Raw genomic sequence first — 20,529 nt, 5'->3', positions numbered from 1 at the left:
CGAGGAGATGACTGTGTCCGCGATGTTGTTGCGCGATGCCATCCACATCAATCCCGAGGTCCACGACGACGACTTCGTCCTGCAGATCTCCCGGATCGAAGAAGCCCACGCCCAGATGGTGCGGGACTACGTCGTCACTCCCGAGATCGCGGAGCAGTTCGACAGTGGCCTGTCCCTCGTCTCCGCGGCAGTGCGTGGGCCGAACCGTTCGAAAGGTGCCTTTGTGCACGGTTCGTTCGGGTCCGGTAAGTCGCACTACATGGCCGTCATGCACTTGTTGCTCACGGGGGACGTACAGGCACGGTCCATCCCGGGATTGGCGCCCGTGGTCGCCAAGTACTCGGACACCCTTCAGTCGAACTTCCTCGCGGTCGATTACCACTTGATCGGGTCGACATCCTTCGACGACGCGCTGTTCCGGGGGTACAACCGGACCATCCGGGCCAAGCACCCGAACGCTCCACTTCCGGTATTGCAGCAGGCGGACCTCATTCTCGAGAATGCCGACCGCCTACGTGAGGCGATGGGGGACACGGCGTTCTTCGCGAACATGGTTCCTGCCGGCGGAAGTGCGTCGGGCGAGGACCTGTCCGGGTGGGGAGACTTCGCCCCCACAGGATCGATGACGGCCGAGGATTACGACCGTGCGCGACATCAGGAACCCGGTTCGTCGGAGCGCGACCACTTGGTCGCGCAGATCCTGGAGCATCACCTGACCTCGGCACAGAATGCCGGTGAGTGGTTGGACATGACCGAGGGGCTGGCCGCGATGACGCGGCATGCCAAGTCACTCGGCTACGACGGGATCATCCTGTTCCTCGACGAGTTGGTCCTGTGGCTGGCGAACCATGTGCGGAACTCCGAGTTCATCGCCACGGAGATCGAGAAGGTCACCAAACTCGTCGAGACAGGCGCGAGCGATCTTGCACTGCCCCTCGTGAGTTTCGTCGCCCGTCAGCGGAACCTCAAGGACTTCCTGGGTGATGCGGGGGTCGGCGCGGAGAAGATCGCGGTCGACCAGAACTTCAAACATTGGGAGTCCCGCTTCACTTCGATCCAGTTGCCCGCGACGTCGCTGCCGGAGATCGTCCACCGACGTCTCCTGCAGTCCACGGGGCCAGAAGGCGAGTCCGCCTTGCAGACGGCTTTCACACGTGTGAAAGCGGACCCGACTGCCTCGACGCACCTCATGGCCGGAGAGACCCGCTCCGATGGCGCTGCCTTCGAGAAGGTGTACCCGTTCGCTCCTGCGCTCATCGACGTGATGATTGCTCTGTCGAACGTCATGCAGCGTTCGCGCACCGCTCTCAAGATCATGAGCGAGCTCCTGGCGCGTGGGTACGACGAACTCACCGTCGACGACGTCATCCAGGCAGGCGACATCTTCGACCTCGTCGTGCTGGAGAACGACGAGGGGCCTCTCGACGCCGAACTCAAACCTTTGTTCCGCAATGCTCGGGATTTCTACCTGGGGAAGATCCGCCCGTACCTCCTGAACAAGCACGGTCTGACGGAAGAGTCCCTCGCCTCGGCGCCTCGTGACGGAAAGTTCCGGCGGGAGGACCGTCTGGCCAAGACCCTCCTCATGAGTGCGGTGGTGCCGGGCGCGGAATCCATGAAGAACCTGACGGCGTCCAAACTCGCCGCGCTGAACTTCGGTTCGGTCATGTCGATGATTCCCGGTATGCAGGCAACGCAGGTGGTCAACCTCGTGCGCGAATGGGCTCGGCAGTGGGACGGTATCGCCATCGCCGACGGGGTCGGGGATCCGGTCATCACGATGACCCTGTCAGGGGTGGACACCGAGGGCTTGCTGGAACAGGTGGCCGGGGAAGACTCGATGTCGTCCCGCGCGCGTCTTGTGCAGCGAGAGTTGGCCGGGCTTCTCCAGGCGACACAACAGGACACGAGCCTGTCCGGTGCGAACTATTCCCTGTCACACGTGTGGCAGGGGCAGAAGCGCACCGTCGATCTCGTGTTCGGCAACCTTCGGGATACGGACGATCTTCGAGTGGAGAAGCTCCGAGCAGTTGATGGCAAATGGCGTCTGGTGGTCGACTATCCCTTCGACCCGCGCGGACAGGGATCCGCGCAGGACGATCGGCTCCGGATGCAGCAACTGCGGGAACAGGGAATCGAGACGGATTCCGTGGCCTGGCTTCCCGTCTTCCTCACCGCTGAACGCATGGAGGACCTCGGCACTCTCGTGAAGGTCGACTACCTGCTCGAAGGCAGCAAATTCGACAATTATGCAGATATCCTGCCGCTGGCCGACCGCGAACCGGCGAAGAGAGACCTGCAGAACAAGCAGCGCAACCTCCGCGCCTCTCTGTCCGACGCACTGAAACAGGCATACGGAATCGAGACGGCTCGCGAGGGAGTGGTGGATGCGGTCCCGACGGGGTGGCAGTTCTTCCACACCCTCGCCCCCGACTTCGATCCCTCCAATCCTGCGGCGGCGACCTTCCGCGATTCTGCGACGGCAGTGCTCGACGCCGCTCTGGACGCGAGGAATCCCCAGCACGTCGTCATGCCGGACCCGACCAACGAAGTCCGATCCGCAGAGATCAAGGCAGTACTCGGGCTCGTCACGCAGGCCATGGACTCCGAGGGTCGGATCGAGACCGTCGACCGTTCCACACTGACGAGAGTCAGGCGATTGGTCGAGGGTCTGCGAATCGGGCGACTGACGGAGTCCACCTACGACCTCAGCAATGCGACCTTCGGATACCTCGACGACTTCCGCGTGGTCGGTACGTCCGCGACCGTGAGCGAGCTTCGAATCGCCCTCGATCATCGGGGACTCAGCAGGGATCTGGAGGACCTCCTCATCCGGTCATGGGCGGCCCTCACGGACCGCCAGGCCACGCGCAGCGGAACGCCCTGGCCCGACACGACGTCGACGTCCTCGCTGCCCTCGGACGTGACATATGTCGAACCAAAGTTGCCGACACCGGAGGAATGGCGCTCGGCACTCCTCAAAGCCCAGGAGATTCTGCACGTTGGCGCCGGGGAACACGCACTGCTCAGCAAGGCCGTGTCCCGGGTGTCCTCCCAGATGCGCTCGCGCGCCCAGACTTTCCGCGTGCACGCACAAGCGCTTGTCGATGCGCTGGAAGCCCACAGTGACATCCTTGCGCTTAACGAGGATTCGCCGCGCCTGCATACTGCACGGGTGGCCGCTGACCTCATGGAGTCATTGGTTCACGAGACAGATGACGTGGAGCGCGTGCGTGTGTTGGCCCATGCCGAAATTGCTGTGACCAATGCTGCCGTGGCGGCCTCGCTCTCGACCTCCGAGAAAGTGTCCGGGAAGATCCGAACAGCACACTGGACGATGATCGATCGTCTACCGGACCTCGACGCGGAAGCCGCGTCTACTTTGCGGCATCTCCGTGAGGCACTCCGACGTGACGAGTATGTCCAACCATTGGGGAACGAACTCGCGGCAGCCGCGGAGGCCGCTGCCAGTATCCTCTCCCGCCGTGCTGCGCCGACACCATCCACCCCGCCAGCGGATCCCGTCGGACCGGGGCCTGATTCGAGCAGCGGTCCGCGACACGATCCCCTAGTGGGCCCGAACCCTGTGCCTCCAGCACCTGTCGTGAAGCCCGACCACGAAAACGAAACTACTGGTGGGGACGACCAGGAAACCCTGCCGCAGCTTCACGGTGAGGCGACTGTGTCGACTGAATCTGCCGTCAAGTCCCTCGCTGACAAGCTGATCCAAGACTTTGCTGATGCACCGTCAGGCACCAGGCTTCACGTGACATGGCGGGCCCAGTGAACCCGGCCAGGATCCCCGTCGCAGCATCCTCCCTGGTGACCCAGCTGGCCGACAAGCTCCTGCGGTCGCCGGGGGAGGAGACGTATCTGCTACTGCGGGCAGTTCCCGCCTGGTCCGGACAGCCTGTATTGCGACGTCCGGCCCCTGAAGGCGGTGAGACAGTCGATGTCCACATCATCACGCCTCCCTCACATCTGGGGGTGCTCGATGCGTTGGCGCACGTTCCCGACGGTGACCGCGCGGTCGTCCTCACCGATCGGCCGCGGGACGACCTGGGCGACGCGGTCCTCTACGGTGCCTACGGTCAAGAGCTTCAGGTGACCGAGGAATGGGCTGCGGTCCCTGGACTGTTCGAGGGCGCGTCGTCCGTGGCTCAGTCCCTCCGCTCGTATTCCTGGGCTGCGACAGCACTGTTGGACCATGCACCCGCTGACGGCTGGGCGCCGTCTCGTGGCCTGGAGGTCACGGCAGAGCATGCTCTGGGCGGACTCCTCACTCACCTGCTCGGTCTGCCCCGAAGTGCACGTATCGATGCACCAATGCTGTTGTCCGAGCTCGGTCACTCGGAGGTCGCGCTGGCGTGGTCGCGGGTCGAGGACGACCTCGCCGAACATCTCATCACGTGGGTCAGTGACGAGTACGGTGCCGCGAGCGAACTCGTGCTGCGGATGGCCCGCAGCGGAAGCCTGGTGGCACCACTCGCCATCGCCCTGACGATGGGTGTGCTCTGGCCGGATTCCGCCGACTCGCAGACCGACACCAGCGGCAGACAAACTCCGGACTCGACGATCGATCAAAATGCGCGGAGCGAAGCTCGGGTGAGGATCGAGAAGTTCGTGGGCGGCCTCCGCCCGACGGAAGAACAGGCGCGAGCCGTCGGGAGATTGGCCCATACCGTGGTGTTGCGGCTGTCCGACCACGATCCCCGTGGCGAGTTGGCGGCCGCCACCCTGCAAGCGACTCATCTTCTGAAGGATCTCGGCTGGTCGGCAGGGGCCGAGACCTCACTCGTCCTTCACGAGGGCTTGACGGCGCGACTACGCCGACTTGCTGCCGCAGTCGTCGCCGGGCACGGCTATGAAGAAGCCCATCGTGCTCTCCTCGAGCATCGGGAAGCCTCGGAGGTGCGCGAGGCAGCCCTGGCGGCAGTCCGGCTGGCACGGTGGCTGGAAACTCCGGAAGAAACGACGGCAGATCTCGCAGCGGACTTCGACCGCCACGTCCGGGACGGGGCCTGGGTGGACACCGCTCTCGGGTACGTGTGGAGCACCGCAGAGGATCCTGAGGTCGCACAGGCCTGGTCGACGCTCATGGAACGCGTCGTGATTCGGCGCGTCAAGCGCAGTCACCTCGCCGCAACGCGGGTCGATCAGGTCCGGACATGGGAAGCGACCCCCGATTGGACCGCGGTCCACGGCGTCGAGGATGTCCTCGCCGGTGTGGTGGCACCGTGGAAGTCCATGCCGGTCAAGGACGGAAACGGCGTTCTCCTCATCGTCATGGACGGGATGAGTGCGGCGATCGCAGAGCAGGTCACGATGGAAGCCCGGCGGGAACTGGGATTCGTCGAGTGGACACCCTCGGAGTTGAAGCGCCGGATCGCGGTGGCAGCGGCTCTGCCCTCGCTCACGGAAGTCTCCCGCACGTCGATGTTCGCCGGACGAGTGACACAAGGGAACTCGGCATCGGAACGGTCCGGGCTGGCTTCAGTCTTCGACGGTGCTCAGGTCTTTCACAAAGCTGGTCTCCGAGACGCGGGCGGCGCTGCACTACCGAAAGACGTGCGTGATGCAATCGCGGCGACAACGGAGGTTCCCGTCGTCGGTGTGGTCGTCAATGTGATCGACGATGCCACACACAAGACCGATACCTCGCGAGTGACGTGGACGCTGTCCACTCTGGGTCCACTGCGTTCGCTCCTGCTTGCCGCCCGTGATGCGGGGCGCACGGTCGTCCTGACCTCCGATCACGGACATGTGGTCGAGCGTGGAACGACTACCGCGACAGGTACCGCACCGGCTTCTCGATGGCGCCTTGTCGATTCCACCGACGATGCCAAAGCTCTGCCCGCAGGTGAAGTTCTCGTGTCGGGTTCACGCGTCTGTGCCGAAGGCGCGACGCGGGCGGTGCTCCTGTCGGGAGAAGACACTCGGTACGGCGCTCAGGCTGCCGGCTATCACGGCGGCGCCTCCTTGGCCGAGATCGTGGTTCCGGTTTCCGTGCTGCGAGCGTCCAACCAACACGCCTGCCCGGACGGATGGGTTCTTGCGCCGACGGTCGTTCCGCCGTGGTGGAACGAACCGATCGTGAACGGCACGGGATCCGCGGACCAGTCGACAGGATCGAAGAAGGGTCGCTCAAAGCCGTCCACGCGCAAGAAGAAGCCGGAGACGACGGACTCGTCTGCTCCGGATCTCTTCGGATACAGCTCGGCTGATGACCTCAAAGCCCTCCTGTCACCGAAGGGTTCCGACGACCGGGATCTCGCGGCCGCCGTTCGAACGTCGGCGGTCTACGAAGCACAACGCAAGAAGGTCCGGAGGGCCGGGCCCCAGACAAATGATCACGTCGAGTCGATCCTGCGTGCGCTGTTGGAACGCCCGGACGGACGGATGCATCGTGACACTCTTGCAGCGAAGGCAACTTTGCCGGCGTCTGAAGTGACGCCTGTCCTGGCGGTCGTTCGACGACTCCTCAACGTCGAGTCCTATCCGATTCTCGACCAGGACAGCGACGGGACGATTCGACTCGACGTCGCGCTGCTCCGCGAGCAGTTCGAGCTCTCGGACGGGGTGGGAGGATGAGTGATCCCATGACTTCGAAGCTCAGCCCACGTCGACGCCGCGACATCATCGAGGCCCTCCGCCGGGGCACGGTTCCCGAGAACGGCTTGGACGTCATGGCCGTCGGGCTCGATTCCTTCGTCCCTGCCATCGACGACGAACTCCGCACAGTCTCCGAAGGTGGCGCTCAGTTCAAAGCGCTCCGTGGTGGCTACGGGTCGGGTAAGACGTTCTTCTCCCGGTGGCTCACGGAGCGGGCGAAAACTCGTTCGTTCGCGACTGCTGAGGTCCAAGTCTCCGAGAAGACTCCGTTGTACAAGTTGGAGACCGTCTACCGGAGGATCGTCACGGACCTCCGCACCGACTCCGCCGCGCAGGGAGCTTTCCGCGAGGTGGTAGACGGGTGGTTCTACCTTCTCGATCAAGATGCACGGGAAGGCGGGGCGACTGACGACAACCTGGCCCAAGCAGCAGATGAGCTGATGGAATCACGGTTGGCGGGGGTCTCCCGCACCTCGCCGGTCTTCGCCCAGGTGATGCGAGCGTACCGACGCCTGGGCCGAGAAGGGCGACCGGCGGAGGCCGAGGCACTCCTCGCGTGGTTGACCGGTGAACCCGGGATTTCTGCCGCCGTGAAGCGCGAGGCCGGCGCCAAGGGCGAGCTCGACTCCGAACAGGCGCTCGGCTTCCTTCAGGGGTTGCTGACCGTGCTCCGCGACTCCGATTATGCCGGTCTGGTCCTCGTCCTCGACGAAGTGGAGACACTTCAACGCACACGGACCGACGTGCGTGAGAAGTCGCTCAACGGATTGCGGCAACTCATGGACGACGTGGACGCAGGGCGGTTCCCCGGCCTGTACGTCCTCATGACGGGAACCCCGGAGTTCTACGACGGACCCAACGGAGTCCGACGCCTTGCGCCTCTCGCCCAGCGATTGGAAACGCACTTCGACGATCCGCGATGGGACAACCCCCGCGCCGTGCAGATTCGTCTATTGGGCTTCGACCTCCGACGGCTGGTGGAACTGGGGTCGAAGGTCCGCGATATCTACGCCTCCAGCGCAGCGGATCCTGAGCGGATACGTTCTGTTGTCGACGACGACTACGTCACGGACCTCGCGACAGCTGTCGCCGGTGAGCTCGGGGCCAAGGTCGGGGTGGCACCGCGCCTGTTCCTCAAGAAGCTCGTCGCCGACGTGCTCGATCGGGTTGACCAGTTCGCGGACTTCGATCCACGGCAGCATTACACCCTCACGATTTCCGAGGCCGAAATGGCTGTGGCCGAGCGCGAGGCCACGCGACTGGGCGACCGATCGGATCCCAGGTCGGCACGCGGGGAGGGAGGTCCGCATCCCCATGCAGGCGCCTCTGCAGGCGCCTCGGGCGCGGTAGGCGCGGCAGATCTCGACGAGATAGATCTGGACCTCGACGAGGACTCCTGACGATGGCAATCGCGGCGTCCGGGCACGAGCGTCGGTTGCATCCGACGTTGGAACACCATGTGGTCAACACACTGCAGTGGCCGTCGCTGAGGCCACTGCAGCAGGACGCGATCGTGCCAGTGGGCTCCGGCGATGACTGTGTCCTGGTTGCTCCCACGGCTGGTGGTAAGACGGAAGCAGCGGTCTTCCCCCTCCTCGGCCGGATGCAGGACGAGAATTGGACCGGGGTGAGTGTGCTGTACTTGACACCACTCCGTGCGCTACTCAACAACTTGCATCCTCGGGTGGCGCAGTACACCGCGTGGATGGGGCGGACAGCAGGTCTGTGGCACGGGGACGTGGGAGATTCCGCCAGGAAACGGATGCGAGCTGAGCCTCCTGACGTCCTGCTCACCACTCCCGAATCGCTCGAAGCCATGTTGGTGTCCCGCACGACCGATCATCGAGCGTTCCTCGGCGGAGTGCGTGCTGTCGTCGTGGACGAATTGCATTCCTTCGCGGGAAGCGACCGTGGTTGGCACATGCTCGCGGTTCTCGAACGGTTGGAGCGCTTGTCCGGCCGTCGGATCCAACGGATTGGCCTGTCCGCCACGGTCGGTAACCCCGAGAGCATGAGCCGGTGGCTACAGGGGTCTCGGAGTGAGAGTTCCCGTAACCCCGTCACAGGTTCAGGAAGTTCTGCTCGCGGTCTTCCCCGTGTGGTGCGTGATCAGTCTCCGGCAGATGCCGGTGCTGATGTCATGATCGATTACGTCGGCAGTGTGGAGAACGCCGCCCGTGTCGTGGCGTCGCTTCACCACGGGGAGAAGCGGCTTGTGTTCTGCGAGTCGCGGAAAACTGCTGAGGCGCTGACCTACGCCCTCCGGGAACGTGGCGTCGAGACATTCGTCTCCCATTCCTCCCTGTCGAAGGACGAACGGCTGAAGAGTGAACAAGCCTTCGCAGAATCGTCGAATACCGTCATCGTCGCGACCAGCACGTTGGAACTGGGCGTCGACATCGGCGACCTGGACCGGGTGATCCAACTCGATGCACCACGGACGGTGTCATCGTTCCTTCAACGGCTCGGGAGGACAGGACGTCGTTCGGGGACCCGACGGAACACCCTCTTCCTCGCGACGAACCTGGCGAGCCTCGTCCAGACGGTGGCGCTCGTACGTCTATGGAAGTCGGGTTTCGTCGAGGACGTCGTGCCACCGCCTCATCCCCGACACCTGGCCGCTCAACAGTTGCTGGCACTCGCCTTGCAGGAAGGGTGGTTCGACGGTGACCGGTGGCGATCGTGGTGGGGCGATCTTCCTGTCATGGACGATGCGGCCGAAGTGTTGGAGCATCTCCGGGCCGAAGGGTTCTTGGTGGAGGATTCCGGGAGGCTCATGCTGGGTCCGGCTGCAGAAGAAGCCTTCGGACGCCGGCACTTCATGGACCTGCTTTCCTCGTTCATCGCCGCACCAGAATTACGCGTTCTCAACGGCGATACGGAGGTCGGATTCATCTCGCCTCTCGCACTGCCGCGGAACACTGACGACGGGTCGAAATCGGAGCGGGAGCCTGTGCTCGTCCTGGCTGGACGTGGTTGGACCATCGACCACGTCGACTGGGACCGGTTCCGAGTCCGCGTGACAGAGGTACCGCTGCGGGGCAAAGTACGGTGGCCATCGGGTCAGATCGCACTCTCCTACGAGATGTGTCAGGCCCGCAGAGACGTGTTTCTCGGTGCTGACCCGGACGTCCCGTGCTCCCGTCGTGTAGCGAGTGCCCTCGAACGGGCGAGGGACGAGAATGAGCACGCGGTATCTCCCCGCGGAATGGTGCTGGAGCGGGGGAGTGACTCTGAGGAAGAAGACGCCACCAAACCTCAGAGGCTGTGGACCTGGGCAGGCCTGAATGCGAACGCGACCCTTGCCGCAGTGCTCGGTATCCCGCAGTCACGACCGTCGAACGACTCGATCGTCGTACCGCCCGACTTCACCGCCGCGGTCCTGAAGACGGTGACAGTACCTGACGACGCAGCCCCCGACGTTCCTCCCGAAGCGGTGCGCGCGCTCAAGTTCTCCGAGGCACTTCCCATAGATCTCGCGACGCTCACCCTTGCGCAGAGGATGGCTGATCCCGGGCATGCGGAAGTTACTCGGGTGAAGCCTGTCGTCAGTCGGAGTCGGCACGCTCGACTTCCTGAGACCGGCATCACACCGTAGACTCGCGCTCGGTAGGTATCGTCGAAGACGAGAAGTCACGTTCGCTGAGGAACTGTATGTACATTCGCCGCGTCACTGTCGAGAACGTCAAGAGCTTCCAGGGTAAGCATGTCTTCAATCTCCACCCGGGGGTGAACTTCTTCGTCGGTGACAACAACAGTGGGAAATCGACGGTCCTCGAAGCACTGCTCTTCCTGTTCGAAGGACCCTCGAAGACGTCCGGGGCGCCGGACACTTTTTACAATTCGTCCGCAGACGGGCCCACGCGGGTCGAAGTCGACATCGCGGGGGATGTGGATGAACTTGTTCAACAGGAAAAGTTCAACTCACTCAAGGACTTTGTCTTCAACGATGGAGGCGAGCGAATCCTTCGCCTCGATCGTTCGAGCGAGGATCGAATCGTCACCCAGGGGAAGAAAGAAAAGCGGGTCGATGTCAAAGCTGTGTGCTTCTGGAATCCGGACACCCTCCAGTTCGAGAACCGCACAGGTATCGATGCGCGAGTCAAGGCCATCTTTGATTTCGAAGCGGTATGGGCTGACTCTCATCCGAGCGATCACATCGACTTCTCCAGCAGTAAGACCCTTGGTCGTCTGATCGGTGCGAAATTCGAAGAGTTCGCAAAGACCGACAAGTGGAAGTCCTTGCAGGCGGCACATGAGAAGGCGTTCGGTTTCGAGGAAGAGGGATCCTTCACCAGCGAGGTCGAAGAGCTCGCAAACTCCCTCAAAGGATTGGTGGATGAGCAGTATGGGGTGGCATCCTACCGCTTCGATTTTGGCCTCCCGGACGCCGGCGTGTTCATGAAGCAGGGGAGTCTACATGTCAACGATGGTGCCGGGGAGACGCCGATCGATGGCAAGGGGACCGGTATGCAGCGTGCGGTGGCCCTGGGGTTCATTCAGCTGTACGCGCGATCTGCCGCGGCGCTGGAAGGCGCGCGAAAGCCCCTCATCCTCATGCTCGACGAGCCCGAAACCTGGCTTCATCCCACCGCGCAGCTCCGGCTCGGAGACGCTGTCAGTAGGATCGGCGAGAACGAGCAAGTTTTCATCGTCACGCACTCGCCGTATTTGATCCGCAAGTTCAAGGCAGACAGCCACCTCCTGACTGTCTTGTCCGGCAAGGGGGAGGGTCGAACTATTTCTTCTTCGACGAACTTCGGGCTCTTCGGTCCTGGCGAACCGACCTGGGGTGAGATCAACTATAGAGCCTTCGGTGTCTGCAGTAACGACTTCCACAATGAACTATACGGACATATTCAGCGGTATCTCGACACGTCCAATGGTGACGGCAATGAGGCGAATACTGGGTCGGTCGACACTTTCCTATTCAACAAAGGTGTTCCAAAGAATAGGAAGTGGATCAGAATGCCCAGCTTTAAAAGCCAGGACGTGACGTTGCCCATATTCATTCGGCACACGATTCACCATCCGGAGAACAATGCGAATGCTTCGGTCACAGAAGAAGAGCTTGCTAACTCAACCCATTTGCTCGTGAAGGTGGTCGAGGAGATTGGTCTTATCGAAGAGGAATCGACGGCCGATTCGGCTGCCTGAGAGTAGATGCACTGCGACGTGCATCAGCACAAATGTGCTCGGCCGTACCGTGGTGGCGACGGGCACGGCCCTCTTGCTGGTTGGGGTGGCCGCGTGCTCTCCGACGGGTGACGAAGGTGGTGCTCCGGAACCGGTGTCGTCCTCAACTGTCTCCACGAGCACCTCGTCCGCCCCCACCCCTGCGGAAGGCAACGGGCCCGGCCAAGGCCAGGGCGCCTCGGCGGCGGGGATCGGGGAGGTCACCGAAGTGGCCACCGGACTCGACGCTCCGTGGTCCGTCGCCTTCCGGAGTGAGGTGCCGCTCGTGAGCGAGCGGGACTCGGGACGGGTGGTGGAGGTCGGTGCGGACGGGGCGACCCGGGAAGTCGGCGTCGTCGGGGGAGTGGTCGCCCGCGGCGAGGGCGGGCTGCTGGGCATCGCCGTGCACGACGACCACCTGTACGCGTACTACACGGCCGCGGACGAGAACCGCCTGGTGCGGTTCCCCCTCACCGGGGAACCCGGTGCGCTGGGACTCGGGCCCGAGGAGGTCCTGCTCGATGGGATCCCCGCGGCGGGGTATCACAACGGTGGGCGGATCGGTTTCGGGCCGGACGGGATGCTCTACGTGACCGTCGGGGACGCCGGGGTGCCGGCTGAGGCGCAGGACACCGCTTCGCTCGCCGGGGCGATCCTGCGGCTCACGCCCGAGGGGCAGGTGCCTGCCGACAACCCCGATCCCGACTCCCCGGTGTACAGCCTCGGGCACCGCAACCCGCAGGGGTTGGCGTGGGACGGTCGCACCCTGTACGCCGCCGAGTTCGGCCAGGACACCTGGGACGAGCTCAACGTCATCGAGCCCGGCGGGAACTACGGGTGGCCGGAGGTCGAGGGGGTCGGTGGTGGTGCCGGGGGTGATGGTGACGCTGCGGGTGAGGGGTTCATCGATCCCGTGGCGCAGTGGGCACCGTCCGAGGCGAGCCCGAGCGGTATTGCAGCGGCCCACGGGTCCGTGTGGATCGCGAACCTGCGCGGGGAGCGGCTGCGGCAGGTGGTGCTTGACGATGTGGTTGTCGGGACCGAGGAGCACCTCGGCGGTGGGTACGGACGGCTGCGGGACGTCGCGGTCGGCCCCGACGGGGACCTGTACGTCCTCACGAACAACACCGACGGGCGGGGGTCACCGCGGGACGGGGACGACCGGTTGGTGAGGGTCGCCGTCGTCCGGGTCCGGTGAGCCCGCGTCCGACGTCGACTCGGGTGGCGCCTCGGGCGCGGGAACGGGCGCAGTGGCCGGAACGGGAACCGGCGCGGGCGCGGGCTCCGGTGCCCGCACGGGCGTCCAGGGGAACCGGCTGAGCGAGCCGAGGAACACCCCGCACACCAGGAGCAGACCCCCGAGCAGTTCCTGACCCGCGGCCGCCTGGCCGAGGACCACCCAGGCCGCGGTGATCCCGACGACGGGCACCAGCAACGAGAACGGCGCGACGGCGCCGGCGGGGTGGCGCGCCATGAGCCACGACCAGATCCCGGAGGCCACGACCGTACCCACGAGCACCGTGTACGCGAGCCCCACGAGGGAGAGGACCCCGGTCGTCGAACCGAGCGAGGTGAAGGACTCCGCGATGGCCCCGGGGCCCTCGGCGGCGAGGGAGAGGGCAAGCATCGGCACGGGTGGGACGACCGACATCCACAGGGTGAGACGCAGGGGTTCGGTCGTGCGGGCCTGCCGGTTGCAGATGTTGCCGATCGCCCACCCGAACGCGCCGGCGACCGTGAGGAGGAACGGGAGGAAGGCGGCCGCCTCGGCCCGGTACGCGCCGACGACGGCCAGACCCGACACCGCGACGAGGATGCCGACCACCTGCGGGCCGCTCAGCCGCTCGCGCAGGAAGGTGGCCCCGAGGAGGACCGTGAACGGCGCGGAGGTCTGGAGGACCAGGGAGGCGAGCCCTGCCGGCATCCCGATCGCCATGCCCCAGTAGAGGAACAGGAACTGGAGGGTGCCGAAGCCGATGCCGTACCCGATGAGCCACCGCCACCTCACCCGCGGGCGGGGTACGAACAGGAGCGTGGGGACCGCGATGAGCGCGAACCGGAACGCCACGAGGAAGTAGGGCGGGAACTGGGCGAGCGAGGCATCGATCGCCAGGAAGTTGACGCCCCACATGATCGCGACGGAGGCGGCGAGGAGGCGGTGTGTGATCGGCATGGGTCGATCGTCGCCCGGGATTAGATGAAGCGCAATAGAGACTTCGTACATTCACTCTGTAGGCTGCCTTCATGGACACGCGCCACCTCGAACTCCTGCGTCTCTTCGCCGAGTACGGCAGCATCACGGCGGTCGCGGAGGTCACGCACCGCACCCCCTCGGCCGTCTCCCAACAGGTCCGCACGGCCGAACGCGCCTTCGACACCCGCCTGCTCGAACCCGCCGGCCGTGGACTGCGGCTGACCCCCGCGGGCCAGGTGCTCGCCGCCGGGGGAGACCACCTGGCCGTCGCGCTGGAGCAGGTCCGCGCCCGGTGGGACGCCTTCCGCACCGGCCCGCGCGGGACCGTCTCGATCGCCGCGCTCACGAGTGCCGCGACGTTCCTCTACGCCCCGCTGCTCCGACGCTTCGCCGGCACCGGCGTCGACCTGGCACTCCACGACGTCGACGTCGCCGAGGCGTCCTACGCCGACCTCACCCGCGAGTTCGACATCGTCGTCGGGCACAGTCTCTCCGGGCCGAGCCCCGCGGATTCGCCGGACCTGCAGGTCGTCCCGCTCGTCCGGGAGCCCCTGGACGTCGCGATGGCTCCCGGGCACCGCCTCGCCGGGCGGGCCACGGTGACCCCGGAGGACGTCGCCGACGAGGCGTGGATCGGCGTACCCGAGGACTTCCCCTTCGACACGGTGCTGCGGTCGATCGCCGGGGCGGTGGGGCGGGACCTGCGGGTCGTCCAGCGGCTGCGGGACAACCACCTCATCGAGTCGCTCGTCGCCGCGGGCTCCCACCTGGCCGTCCTCCCGCGGTTCACGACCCCGGAAACCGACGCGGTGGTCCTGCGACCCCTGACCGGTGTCGAGGCGCGGCGGTTCGTCACCGCACTGTGTCGTCCCCACCGTGCCCAGCGTCTGGCGGTCCGCGCCGTGCTCGACGCCCTCGGGGAGATCGCGGAGGACGTGGCTGCGGCCCACGGACGCGGCGGGTGACCCTGTGCCGCGCGGTTCAGGATGGCACCGGCCAGTTCAGGGTCGAAGCGCACGGTTTCGGCTCCGCACCGCCGAGAGTGTGCAGGCGACGACGGCCAGCCCACCGAGCACGGAGATCCACGTGAGTGCCTCACCGAGGAGCAGAGCGGCCCAGAGGATGCTCATGACCGGCTGGGTCAACTGGACCTGGCTCACCCGGGCCATCGGGCCGATCGCCAGGCCGCGGTACCACGCGAAGAATCCGAGGAACGCACTCACGACCGCCAGGTACCCGAAGGCCGACCATTCGACCACGGATCCCGTCGGCGGCTGCCTGACCACGGCGATCACATTGAGGCTGAGCATGAGCGGCGAGGCGAGCACCAGACCCCACGAGGTCGTCTGCCAGGCGCCGAGATCCCGGGAGAGGACGCCTCCTTCCGCGTAGCCGAGGCCGCAGGCGACCACCGCGCCGAACAGCAGGAGATCGGCCCATTCGAGACCGGCCGGACCCCCACCCTGTAGCGCGGCGAAGGCCACCGCGGCCACGGCACCCAGGCCGGCGGCGACCCAGAAGGAGACCTTGGGGCGTTCGCCGGTCCGGAGCACGGCGATGACCGCGGTGACCGCCGGCAGGACTGCGATGACGACGGCGCCGTGGACCGCCGGGACCTCCGAGAGGGCGTACGAGGTGAGTACGGGGAACCCGAGGACCACGCCTCCGGCGACGACACCGACCTGCACCCACTGTCGGCCCCGGGGAAGCGGCTGCCGGGTCAGCACGAGAGCCGCGGCGGCGAGGAGTGCTGCGAGGACGGCTCGTCCGGCGCCGACGAAGAGGGGCGACATGTGCCCGTGCTCGACGACGACCCGGGTGAAGGGGACCGTGAACGAGAAAGCGGTGACCCCGAGAAGCCCCCACCACAGTCCGGCATGAGGAGAGCCGAGGCCGCGGTGTAGCGGGGAGTGAGGATGTGCGATAGCGCTACTTGGTGATCTCATGCACCACGATAGCGCACGACTCTGCAGAAGGAGAGTCAGCGCGGTCAACACCTACTCCGGACCGGCACTCTCGATTCTGTGGCCGGGCGCACTAGTATCGGAGGAGCCGATACCTTTGTGGTTCACGAGGAGAGACCATGGATCGATTCGATCGCCCGCACGACCAGGAAGTCGCACGCTGAGATGACGATGGACGACCGGCCGAAGCTTGGCAGGACGGAGTGGCGCAAACTGAGTGCGGAGATCAGTGAAGAGATGCGAGCCGCTTTCGCTCTCGACGAACTCGACTTGCCGACCGAGGAACTTCGGGCCTACTTCCAACTGCCCGAGGACTTCCGGATTCACAAGATCGGTGGAGTGCCGTACGTTTCTTGGACCAGCATCGCTCTTGCGGTGTACGGCGAGTGGGAACGAGCGACCACAGCCTTGAACGCATTGAATCATCTTCCCCTCCCCGAGTATCGAGTGCCGAACGAGTCAACGCTGCGACGCGCGGTTTCCGGTGTGTGGTTCCTCGCCGAGGCCGCCGGGCGTCGCGTAGAAGGTTCGCGGCTCCAGTCAAACGTCACAGATCCACGACGCGTTAGGTTCCACAAGGAGTCGTTGGAGGGTGGGATACTCCGCCGTTTCCTTGACATGCCAGAGGACGAACACGATGACTACTTCGATGGTCATGAACGGCATGAAATCGTGCGCCGGTACATGGCTGACCTCGGAAATCTGGCGATGATCTGGGCCCAGGGCGCCTCGGAGGCGTTCACTCGCGAGGACTGTGTGCGAGAGATCGACCGATATGCGAAGGCGATCTTCGCGCTGCCCGGGTTCGCTCCCTGGAACGACCGGGCGTATCCGTACGGTTGACCATCAGGCCGGGATCAGTGGGCCGACCCGACGGCGTTGCCGGGGTGGTGCCGGCGCATCCACCGATCGACGGCATGTCCGGCGAGCGCAGCACCCTGGACGAGGATGATCACTGCCATCACCGCGAAGAACCACCAGGGAGTGCCGCCGATCGCGGCGAGCACGATCATCAGGGAGATACACGACAGGAATCCACAGGCGATGGCCGAAACGGCGAAGTTGCGCATGAGAGTCTCCTTTGGAGTGGTTCATCAGAAGGTGCCCGGGCTCCACGGGGGAGCCCGGGCGCTCACCTTCCGTCAGTGGCGGCCGCTGCGCTTGTACCTGTCGTGCAGGTCATGCAGTGCTACCATGAATGGCGGAAGGGCGAGCAGGAGTCCGACGATTCCTAGTATCATCGGAAACCTCCCTTCTGTATGGCCCCCGGGATGCATCCCCGGGGGCTTTTATGTCCCCGAGGGATCCCGGGGACTCTACGAGTATGGATCGTTCAGATCCATCGTGGCTAGTACACGTTCATGGATGTTCGATTCATTCGCTGACTCACCGATCCAGTTGGAGCCGGTCCCAGGTGCGCGCCGTCAGGAGCGCGAACGCCGCCGAGGGCCCACAGGGCCGGCGCCACCGGCGGCACCCACCCGCCCAGGCCCGTGAGTGCCCCGACCTGCGCGACGACCACGAGCCCGATCGCTCCACCCACCGCGGCGAGCACCGACCGCGCCACGATCGCCACCCACGCCACCGGCACCGCGACGACCGCGGTGAGGACCCCGAGCACCACCTGCCGTCCCAGCCCGGCCCAGGCCGCCACGTCCGGCACGCCGTAACCCACCACGAGGCCGAGCCCCAGGATCCCGACCTTCGCCGTCAACTGCGGGTCACCGCTCGCGAGCCCCGCCGTGATCCCACCGAGCAACGCCACCGTCCCGCCGCTTGAGTTCGTCCCGCAGGAGGATGACGGAAGCAGGGTCCAGGCCGTTGCCCGGTTCGTCGAGGACGACGAGGTCCGGATCATGCTGGAGCGCGACCGCCAGGCCCACCCGTTGGCGGTTGCCGAGGGACAGGCGCGAGAACCCGCCCCCTCGTACTGTGCCAACCGCCAGGTGTGCAGGGAGGTGGAGGGCGCCTCGGGCGGGAGCGCGGGTGCAATGGTTTCCGCCGTGAGGGCTCGGGTGGTCGGGGGCTCTGCGTCGGATCCGGCACAGGAATCGGCGACCGGCGCGGAACGGGATCCTTAGCCTAGGAGCATGAGTGACGGGAAGCTTGCTGCCAGAGCGGCCGTGGCGGCGGTGTGTCTGTGCGCGGTCTGGGCGATGACGGCCTGTGTTCCCGGAGCGGGGCGGCAGCAACCGGACCCCGAGTGGGCCTACGACGAACCGAGCGGTCGGTACTACATGCCGGACGTGGTGTCGCAGTCGACGGCACTCGTCGACGAGCACCTGCCGGACCTGGGCCCGGACTCCGTGGAGTCCGTGACGGTCACCGAGGGCCGTTTCCGGGATCCCGACGGGCGGGAGGTCTTCCCCGGGCCCGATGACTACTGGTGGCAGGCGGTGCTCGTCCTCGAGGAGGAGGCGGTTTCGGACCTGGTGGAGGGTCTGCCGGGCGCCGGGACCGGGGCCGGCGGGTCGGGTCCGGCGAGGCTCACCGATCTCGAGGTCGAGGAGGCGCTCGTCCCGACGACGGAGACGCAGGCCGGTACCTGCTCGGACGGCTGGATCGACGTCACGAACACGGCGACGAACGGCGGACGGACCGCCGCCGGTGACGGCACGGACCTCGTGGCCGTGTGCCCGACGACCCGGGTGTTCGCGTTCTCGGCCTTCGACATGTGAGGGGCCATGGATCCGCATCGGCGGGCTAATCTGCTGGTCATGACTGCTGTCTGGAACCCGACCCCGGAACTCGCGCCGGACGCCGAGGCGCCTCTCGACGGGTGGTACACCGTGAACACCCTCTTCAAGGCCGTGTTGGAACCGTCGCCTTACACGGATTCCGAAGCGCTGTTCGGCGCCGCGGTCGAGGGCTTCCGTGAGGGCCGGTTGCGCCCCGAGGCGATCGATCGGGAGGCGGTCGAGGGGAACTTCCGGCGCGGAATCACACACTTCGCGCGCTCGTGCGGCTCCCTCGCCGAGGCGGGCCTCACCTCCCTCGTGTGGTCGGTCCTCGCCCATGCAGTGCACTTCTCCGCCCTCGCACCCAAGCGGCTGCCCGGCACCGCCGAGGCGCTCGAAGCCCTGGCAATGCTCCTCCCAACCGCACAGACGGCGGTGGAATCCGGAACCGCAGCACCCGAGGTCCTCGACCTCCCCGGAGTCCGGGCCTGGGCCGAACGTCCGGGTCGTTCCCGTCCCGTCCTGTTGGCGAAGGACCTGGTCGCGCGGCTGCCGGCGATGACCGCCGCGCCCACCGCCCCGGAGGACTTCGACACCCGATGGACGGAGGGCGCCGGGGCCGCCGACAACCCGGTCGGCGTCGACTCGCTCGAGGCCGAACGCGCCGATGAAGCATCGGAGAACTTCGGGGACGCGGCGCTCCTCGTCCGGCTCGACGGCCTCCTCGGGTCGATGTTCCATCTGGAGATTCGATACGCGAACTTCGCACTCCGCAATGGCAGGTGGCGCGCATCCCAGGTCCCGGTCGAAAGGGCGCGCGTCAAAGGTCCGATCGGTCTCGACCCCGTCGGCCAGCTCGTGTGGGACGCCGAAGCCGGAGATCTCGTCTTCGCACCACGGTCCGAACTCGCCGATCAGCCGTGGGTACGCACCGGCGACCCGCTCCCGGTGCCGAGCGCTTTCGTCCGTGCCGTGCTCATCTTCGTCTCTGATGGAGCGGACGGCGGTGCGAAGAAGGAACGGGCCCGACTGAGTGCCTTCGACTGCGCGCCGTACCGCCCGGGCGGGGACTTCAACCCGGTCGCGGTCGGCAGCCCGGCCGTGGCCCGTGAACTCCGCGGGCTCCTCGAGCGCGGTGAGGTCGGTCCGGATCCGAAGCCGTTCCTCGCGAGTCTCTCGGCAGTGCCCACCACCGTGCCTGCACTGTGGCCGGTGCTCCCGGTGTTCGTCGAGGCGGTGGCCCGGGCTGTCGAGGAGCAGGTCCGGGACGGGGTGGCACCGTCGAAGGTGAAGCTTCCGACCTGGACCGGCCGCCTGCTCGACGCCGCCCTGCACTGGCTTCCCTACCTGGCCGAGGCGCACCGGCGAGGTTTCATCCCGGAGGCCGCGCACCCCGACCTCCGGTTCCCCGGCCTCGACGCCCTCGCCGATCTCAAGAAGCGGGGCGCTGCGGTGGCGAAAGCGGTCGAACTGCGCGCGGCACTTGTCGCCGCGGGACTCCGGGGCTGAAAGCCGACTCGAACCTCTGCTCGAACCCCTGGGGGACTGTGGCGAGGTGCCCGGGGAGCGTAGAGTCGGGGAGTGCGGGGCGCCTCGGGAAGCTGTGCCTGGCCGACCCGGTGGCCGCGCACCCCTTCGAGTTCCCCATGCACTTGCACCACGACGAGCGGCCGGCGGCCTACCTGGCCGAGGCGCTCGGTGGGCCCGCCCTCTACTCCGCCGGGTACGGCGACGAGGCGGTCCGCACGGCTGCCGCCCGCCTCGCCGCGTACTTCCGGGCGCGGACGGCCGGGTTCGCGCCCTACGAGGAGTCGCGGGATCTGGTGCCGGAAGGCCTCACGATCCCGGAAGTGTGAGGGGTGGACGCGGCGGCGGCCGAGGCTTGCCGCGGTGAGCGGTAATTGAG

General features: G+C 66.0%; 15 protein-coding genes and 1 pseudogene. 12 read left to right on the top strand and 4 right to left on the bottom strand.

Annotated elements, in window-relative coordinates; translation table 11 throughout:
- Positions 1 to 22 precede the first annotated feature (22 nt).
- From AAD496_RS06665 to AAD496_RS06635, 7 genes and pseudogenes are all read left to right on the top strand, one after another.
- Entirely contained in the window at positions 23 to 3,787 is a 3,765-nt protein-coding gene (locus tag AAD496_RS06665) for a DUF6079 family protein (RefSeq protein WP_349827920.1), read from the top strand.
- Between the two features lie 35 nt (positions 3,788 to 3,822).
- The gene (gene pglZ / locus AAD496_RS06660) at positions 3,823 to 6,591 is read left to right on the top strand and encodes a BREX-2 system phosphatase PglZ (RefSeq protein WP_349827876.1); all 2,769 of its coding nucleotides are present in this window, start codon (positions 3,823 to 3,825) and stop codon (positions 6,589 to 6,591) included.
- Between the two features lie 8 nt (positions 6,592 to 6,599).
- Positions 6,600 to 8,012, top strand: coding sequence for a BREX system ATP-binding protein BrxD (gene brxD / locus AAD496_RS06655; RefSeq protein WP_349827875.1), 1,413 nt, complete (start codon positions 6,600 to 6,602; stop codon positions 8,010 to 8,012).
- A 2-nt stretch (positions 8,013 to 8,014) separates the two neighbouring features.
- Positions 8,015 to 8,602, top strand: a pseudogene (locus AAD496_RS06650) (DEAD/DEAH box helicase); the annotation flags it as partial.
- Positions 8,603 to 8,752: 150 nt separating this feature from the next.
- On the top strand, positions 8,753 to 10,210 hold the full coding sequence (locus AAD496_RS06645) for a helicase-related protein (RefSeq protein WP_349827919.1): 1,458 nt from the start codon (positions 8,753 to 8,755) through the stop codon (positions 10,208 to 10,210).
- 56 nt (positions 10,211 to 10,266) lie between these two features.
- Entirely contained in the window at positions 10,267 to 11,769 is a 1,503-nt protein-coding gene (locus tag AAD496_RS06640) for an AAA family ATPase (RefSeq protein ID WP_349827874.1), read from the top strand.
- A 22-nt stretch (positions 11,770 to 11,791) separates the two neighbouring features.
- Positions 11,792 to 12,985, top strand: a complete 1,194-nt coding sequence (locus tag AAD496_RS06635) for a PQQ-dependent sugar dehydrogenase (protein WP_433913735.1) — start codon at positions 11,792 to 11,794, stop codon at positions 12,983 to 12,985.
- Here AAD496_RS06635 and AAD496_RS06630 read toward each other — a convergent pair.
- Complete coding sequence (locus tag AAD496_RS06630; protein ID WP_349827872.1) at positions 12,929 to 13,960, bottom strand: EamA family transporter; 1,032 nt, start codon at positions 13,958 to 13,960, stop codon at positions 12,929 to 12,931. The two genes, AAD496_RS06635 and AAD496_RS06630, sit on opposite strands and share 57 nt — an antisense overlap.
- 71 nt (positions 13,961 to 14,031) lie before the next feature.
- Between AAD496_RS06630 and AAD496_RS06625 the strand changes: the two genes are divergently transcribed.
- Positions 14,032 to 14,946 carry a LysR family transcriptional regulator gene (locus AAD496_RS06625; RefSeq protein WP_349827871.1) on the top strand — a complete coding sequence of 305 codons (915 nt, stop codon included), beginning with the start codon at positions 14,032 to 14,034 and terminating at the stop codon, positions 14,944 to 14,946.
- Between the two features lie 36 nt (positions 14,947 to 14,982).
- Here AAD496_RS06625 and AAD496_RS06620 read toward each other — a convergent pair whose 3' ends face one another.
- Positions 14,983 to 15,927 carry a DMT family transporter gene (locus AAD496_RS06620; protein ID WP_349827870.1) on the bottom strand — a complete coding sequence of 315 codons (945 nt, stop codon included), beginning with the start codon at positions 15,925 to 15,927 and terminating at the stop codon, positions 14,983 to 14,985.
- Positions 15,928 to 16,044: 117 nt separating this feature from the next.
- On the opposite strand from AAD496_RS06620, the gene AAD496_RS06615 reads away from it, so the two are divergent.
- Entirely contained in the window at positions 16,045 to 16,788 is a 744-nt protein-coding gene (locus AAD496_RS06615; RefSeq protein WP_349827869.1) for a hypothetical protein, read from the top strand.
- Positions 16,789 to 16,802: 14 nt separating this feature from the next.
- Here AAD496_RS06615 and AAD496_RS06610 read toward each other — a convergent pair whose 3' ends face one another.
- Together AAD496_RS06610 and AAD496_RS06605 are read right to left on the bottom strand one after the other, a co-directional pair.
- The gene (locus AAD496_RS06610) at positions 16,803 to 17,015 is read right to left on the bottom strand and encodes a hypothetical protein (protein ID WP_349827868.1); all 213 of its coding nucleotides are present in this window, start codon (positions 17,013 to 17,015) and stop codon (positions 16,803 to 16,805) included.
- Positions 17,016 to 17,293: 278 nt separating this feature from the next.
- A complete protein-coding gene (locus AAD496_RS06605; protein ID WP_349827867.1) occupies positions 17,294 to 17,710 on the bottom strand; it encodes a hypothetical protein in 417 nt (138 codons plus the stop codon).
- 325 nt (positions 17,711 to 18,035) lie between these two features.
- Between AAD496_RS06605 and AAD496_RS06600 the strand changes: the two genes are divergently transcribed.
- From AAD496_RS06600 to AAD496_RS06590, 3 genes are all read left to right on the top strand, one after another.
- On the top strand, positions 18,036 to 18,623 hold the full coding sequence (locus AAD496_RS06600) for a hypothetical protein (protein WP_349827866.1): 588 nt from the start codon (positions 18,036 to 18,038) through the stop codon (positions 18,621 to 18,623).
- A gap of 39 nt (positions 18,624 to 18,662) precedes the next feature.
- Positions 18,663 to 20,132 carry a hypothetical protein gene (locus tag AAD496_RS06595; RefSeq protein WP_349827865.1) on the top strand — a complete coding sequence of 490 codons (1,470 nt, stop codon included), beginning with the start codon at positions 18,663 to 18,665 and terminating at the stop codon, positions 20,130 to 20,132.
- Between the two features lie 137 nt (positions 20,133 to 20,269).
- Entirely contained in the window at positions 20,270 to 20,479 is a 210-nt protein-coding gene (locus AAD496_RS06590) for a globin family protein (RefSeq protein ID WP_349827864.1), read from the top strand.
- Positions 20,480 to 20,529: the final 50 nt, after the last annotated feature.

The organism is Brevibacterium litoralis, assembly GCF_040212315.1.
GTDB lineage: Bacteria > Actinomycetota > Actinomycetes > Actinomycetales > Brevibacteriaceae > Brevibacterium > Brevibacterium litoralis.
This window is presented reverse-complemented; position numbering and strand designations above follow the sequence as displayed.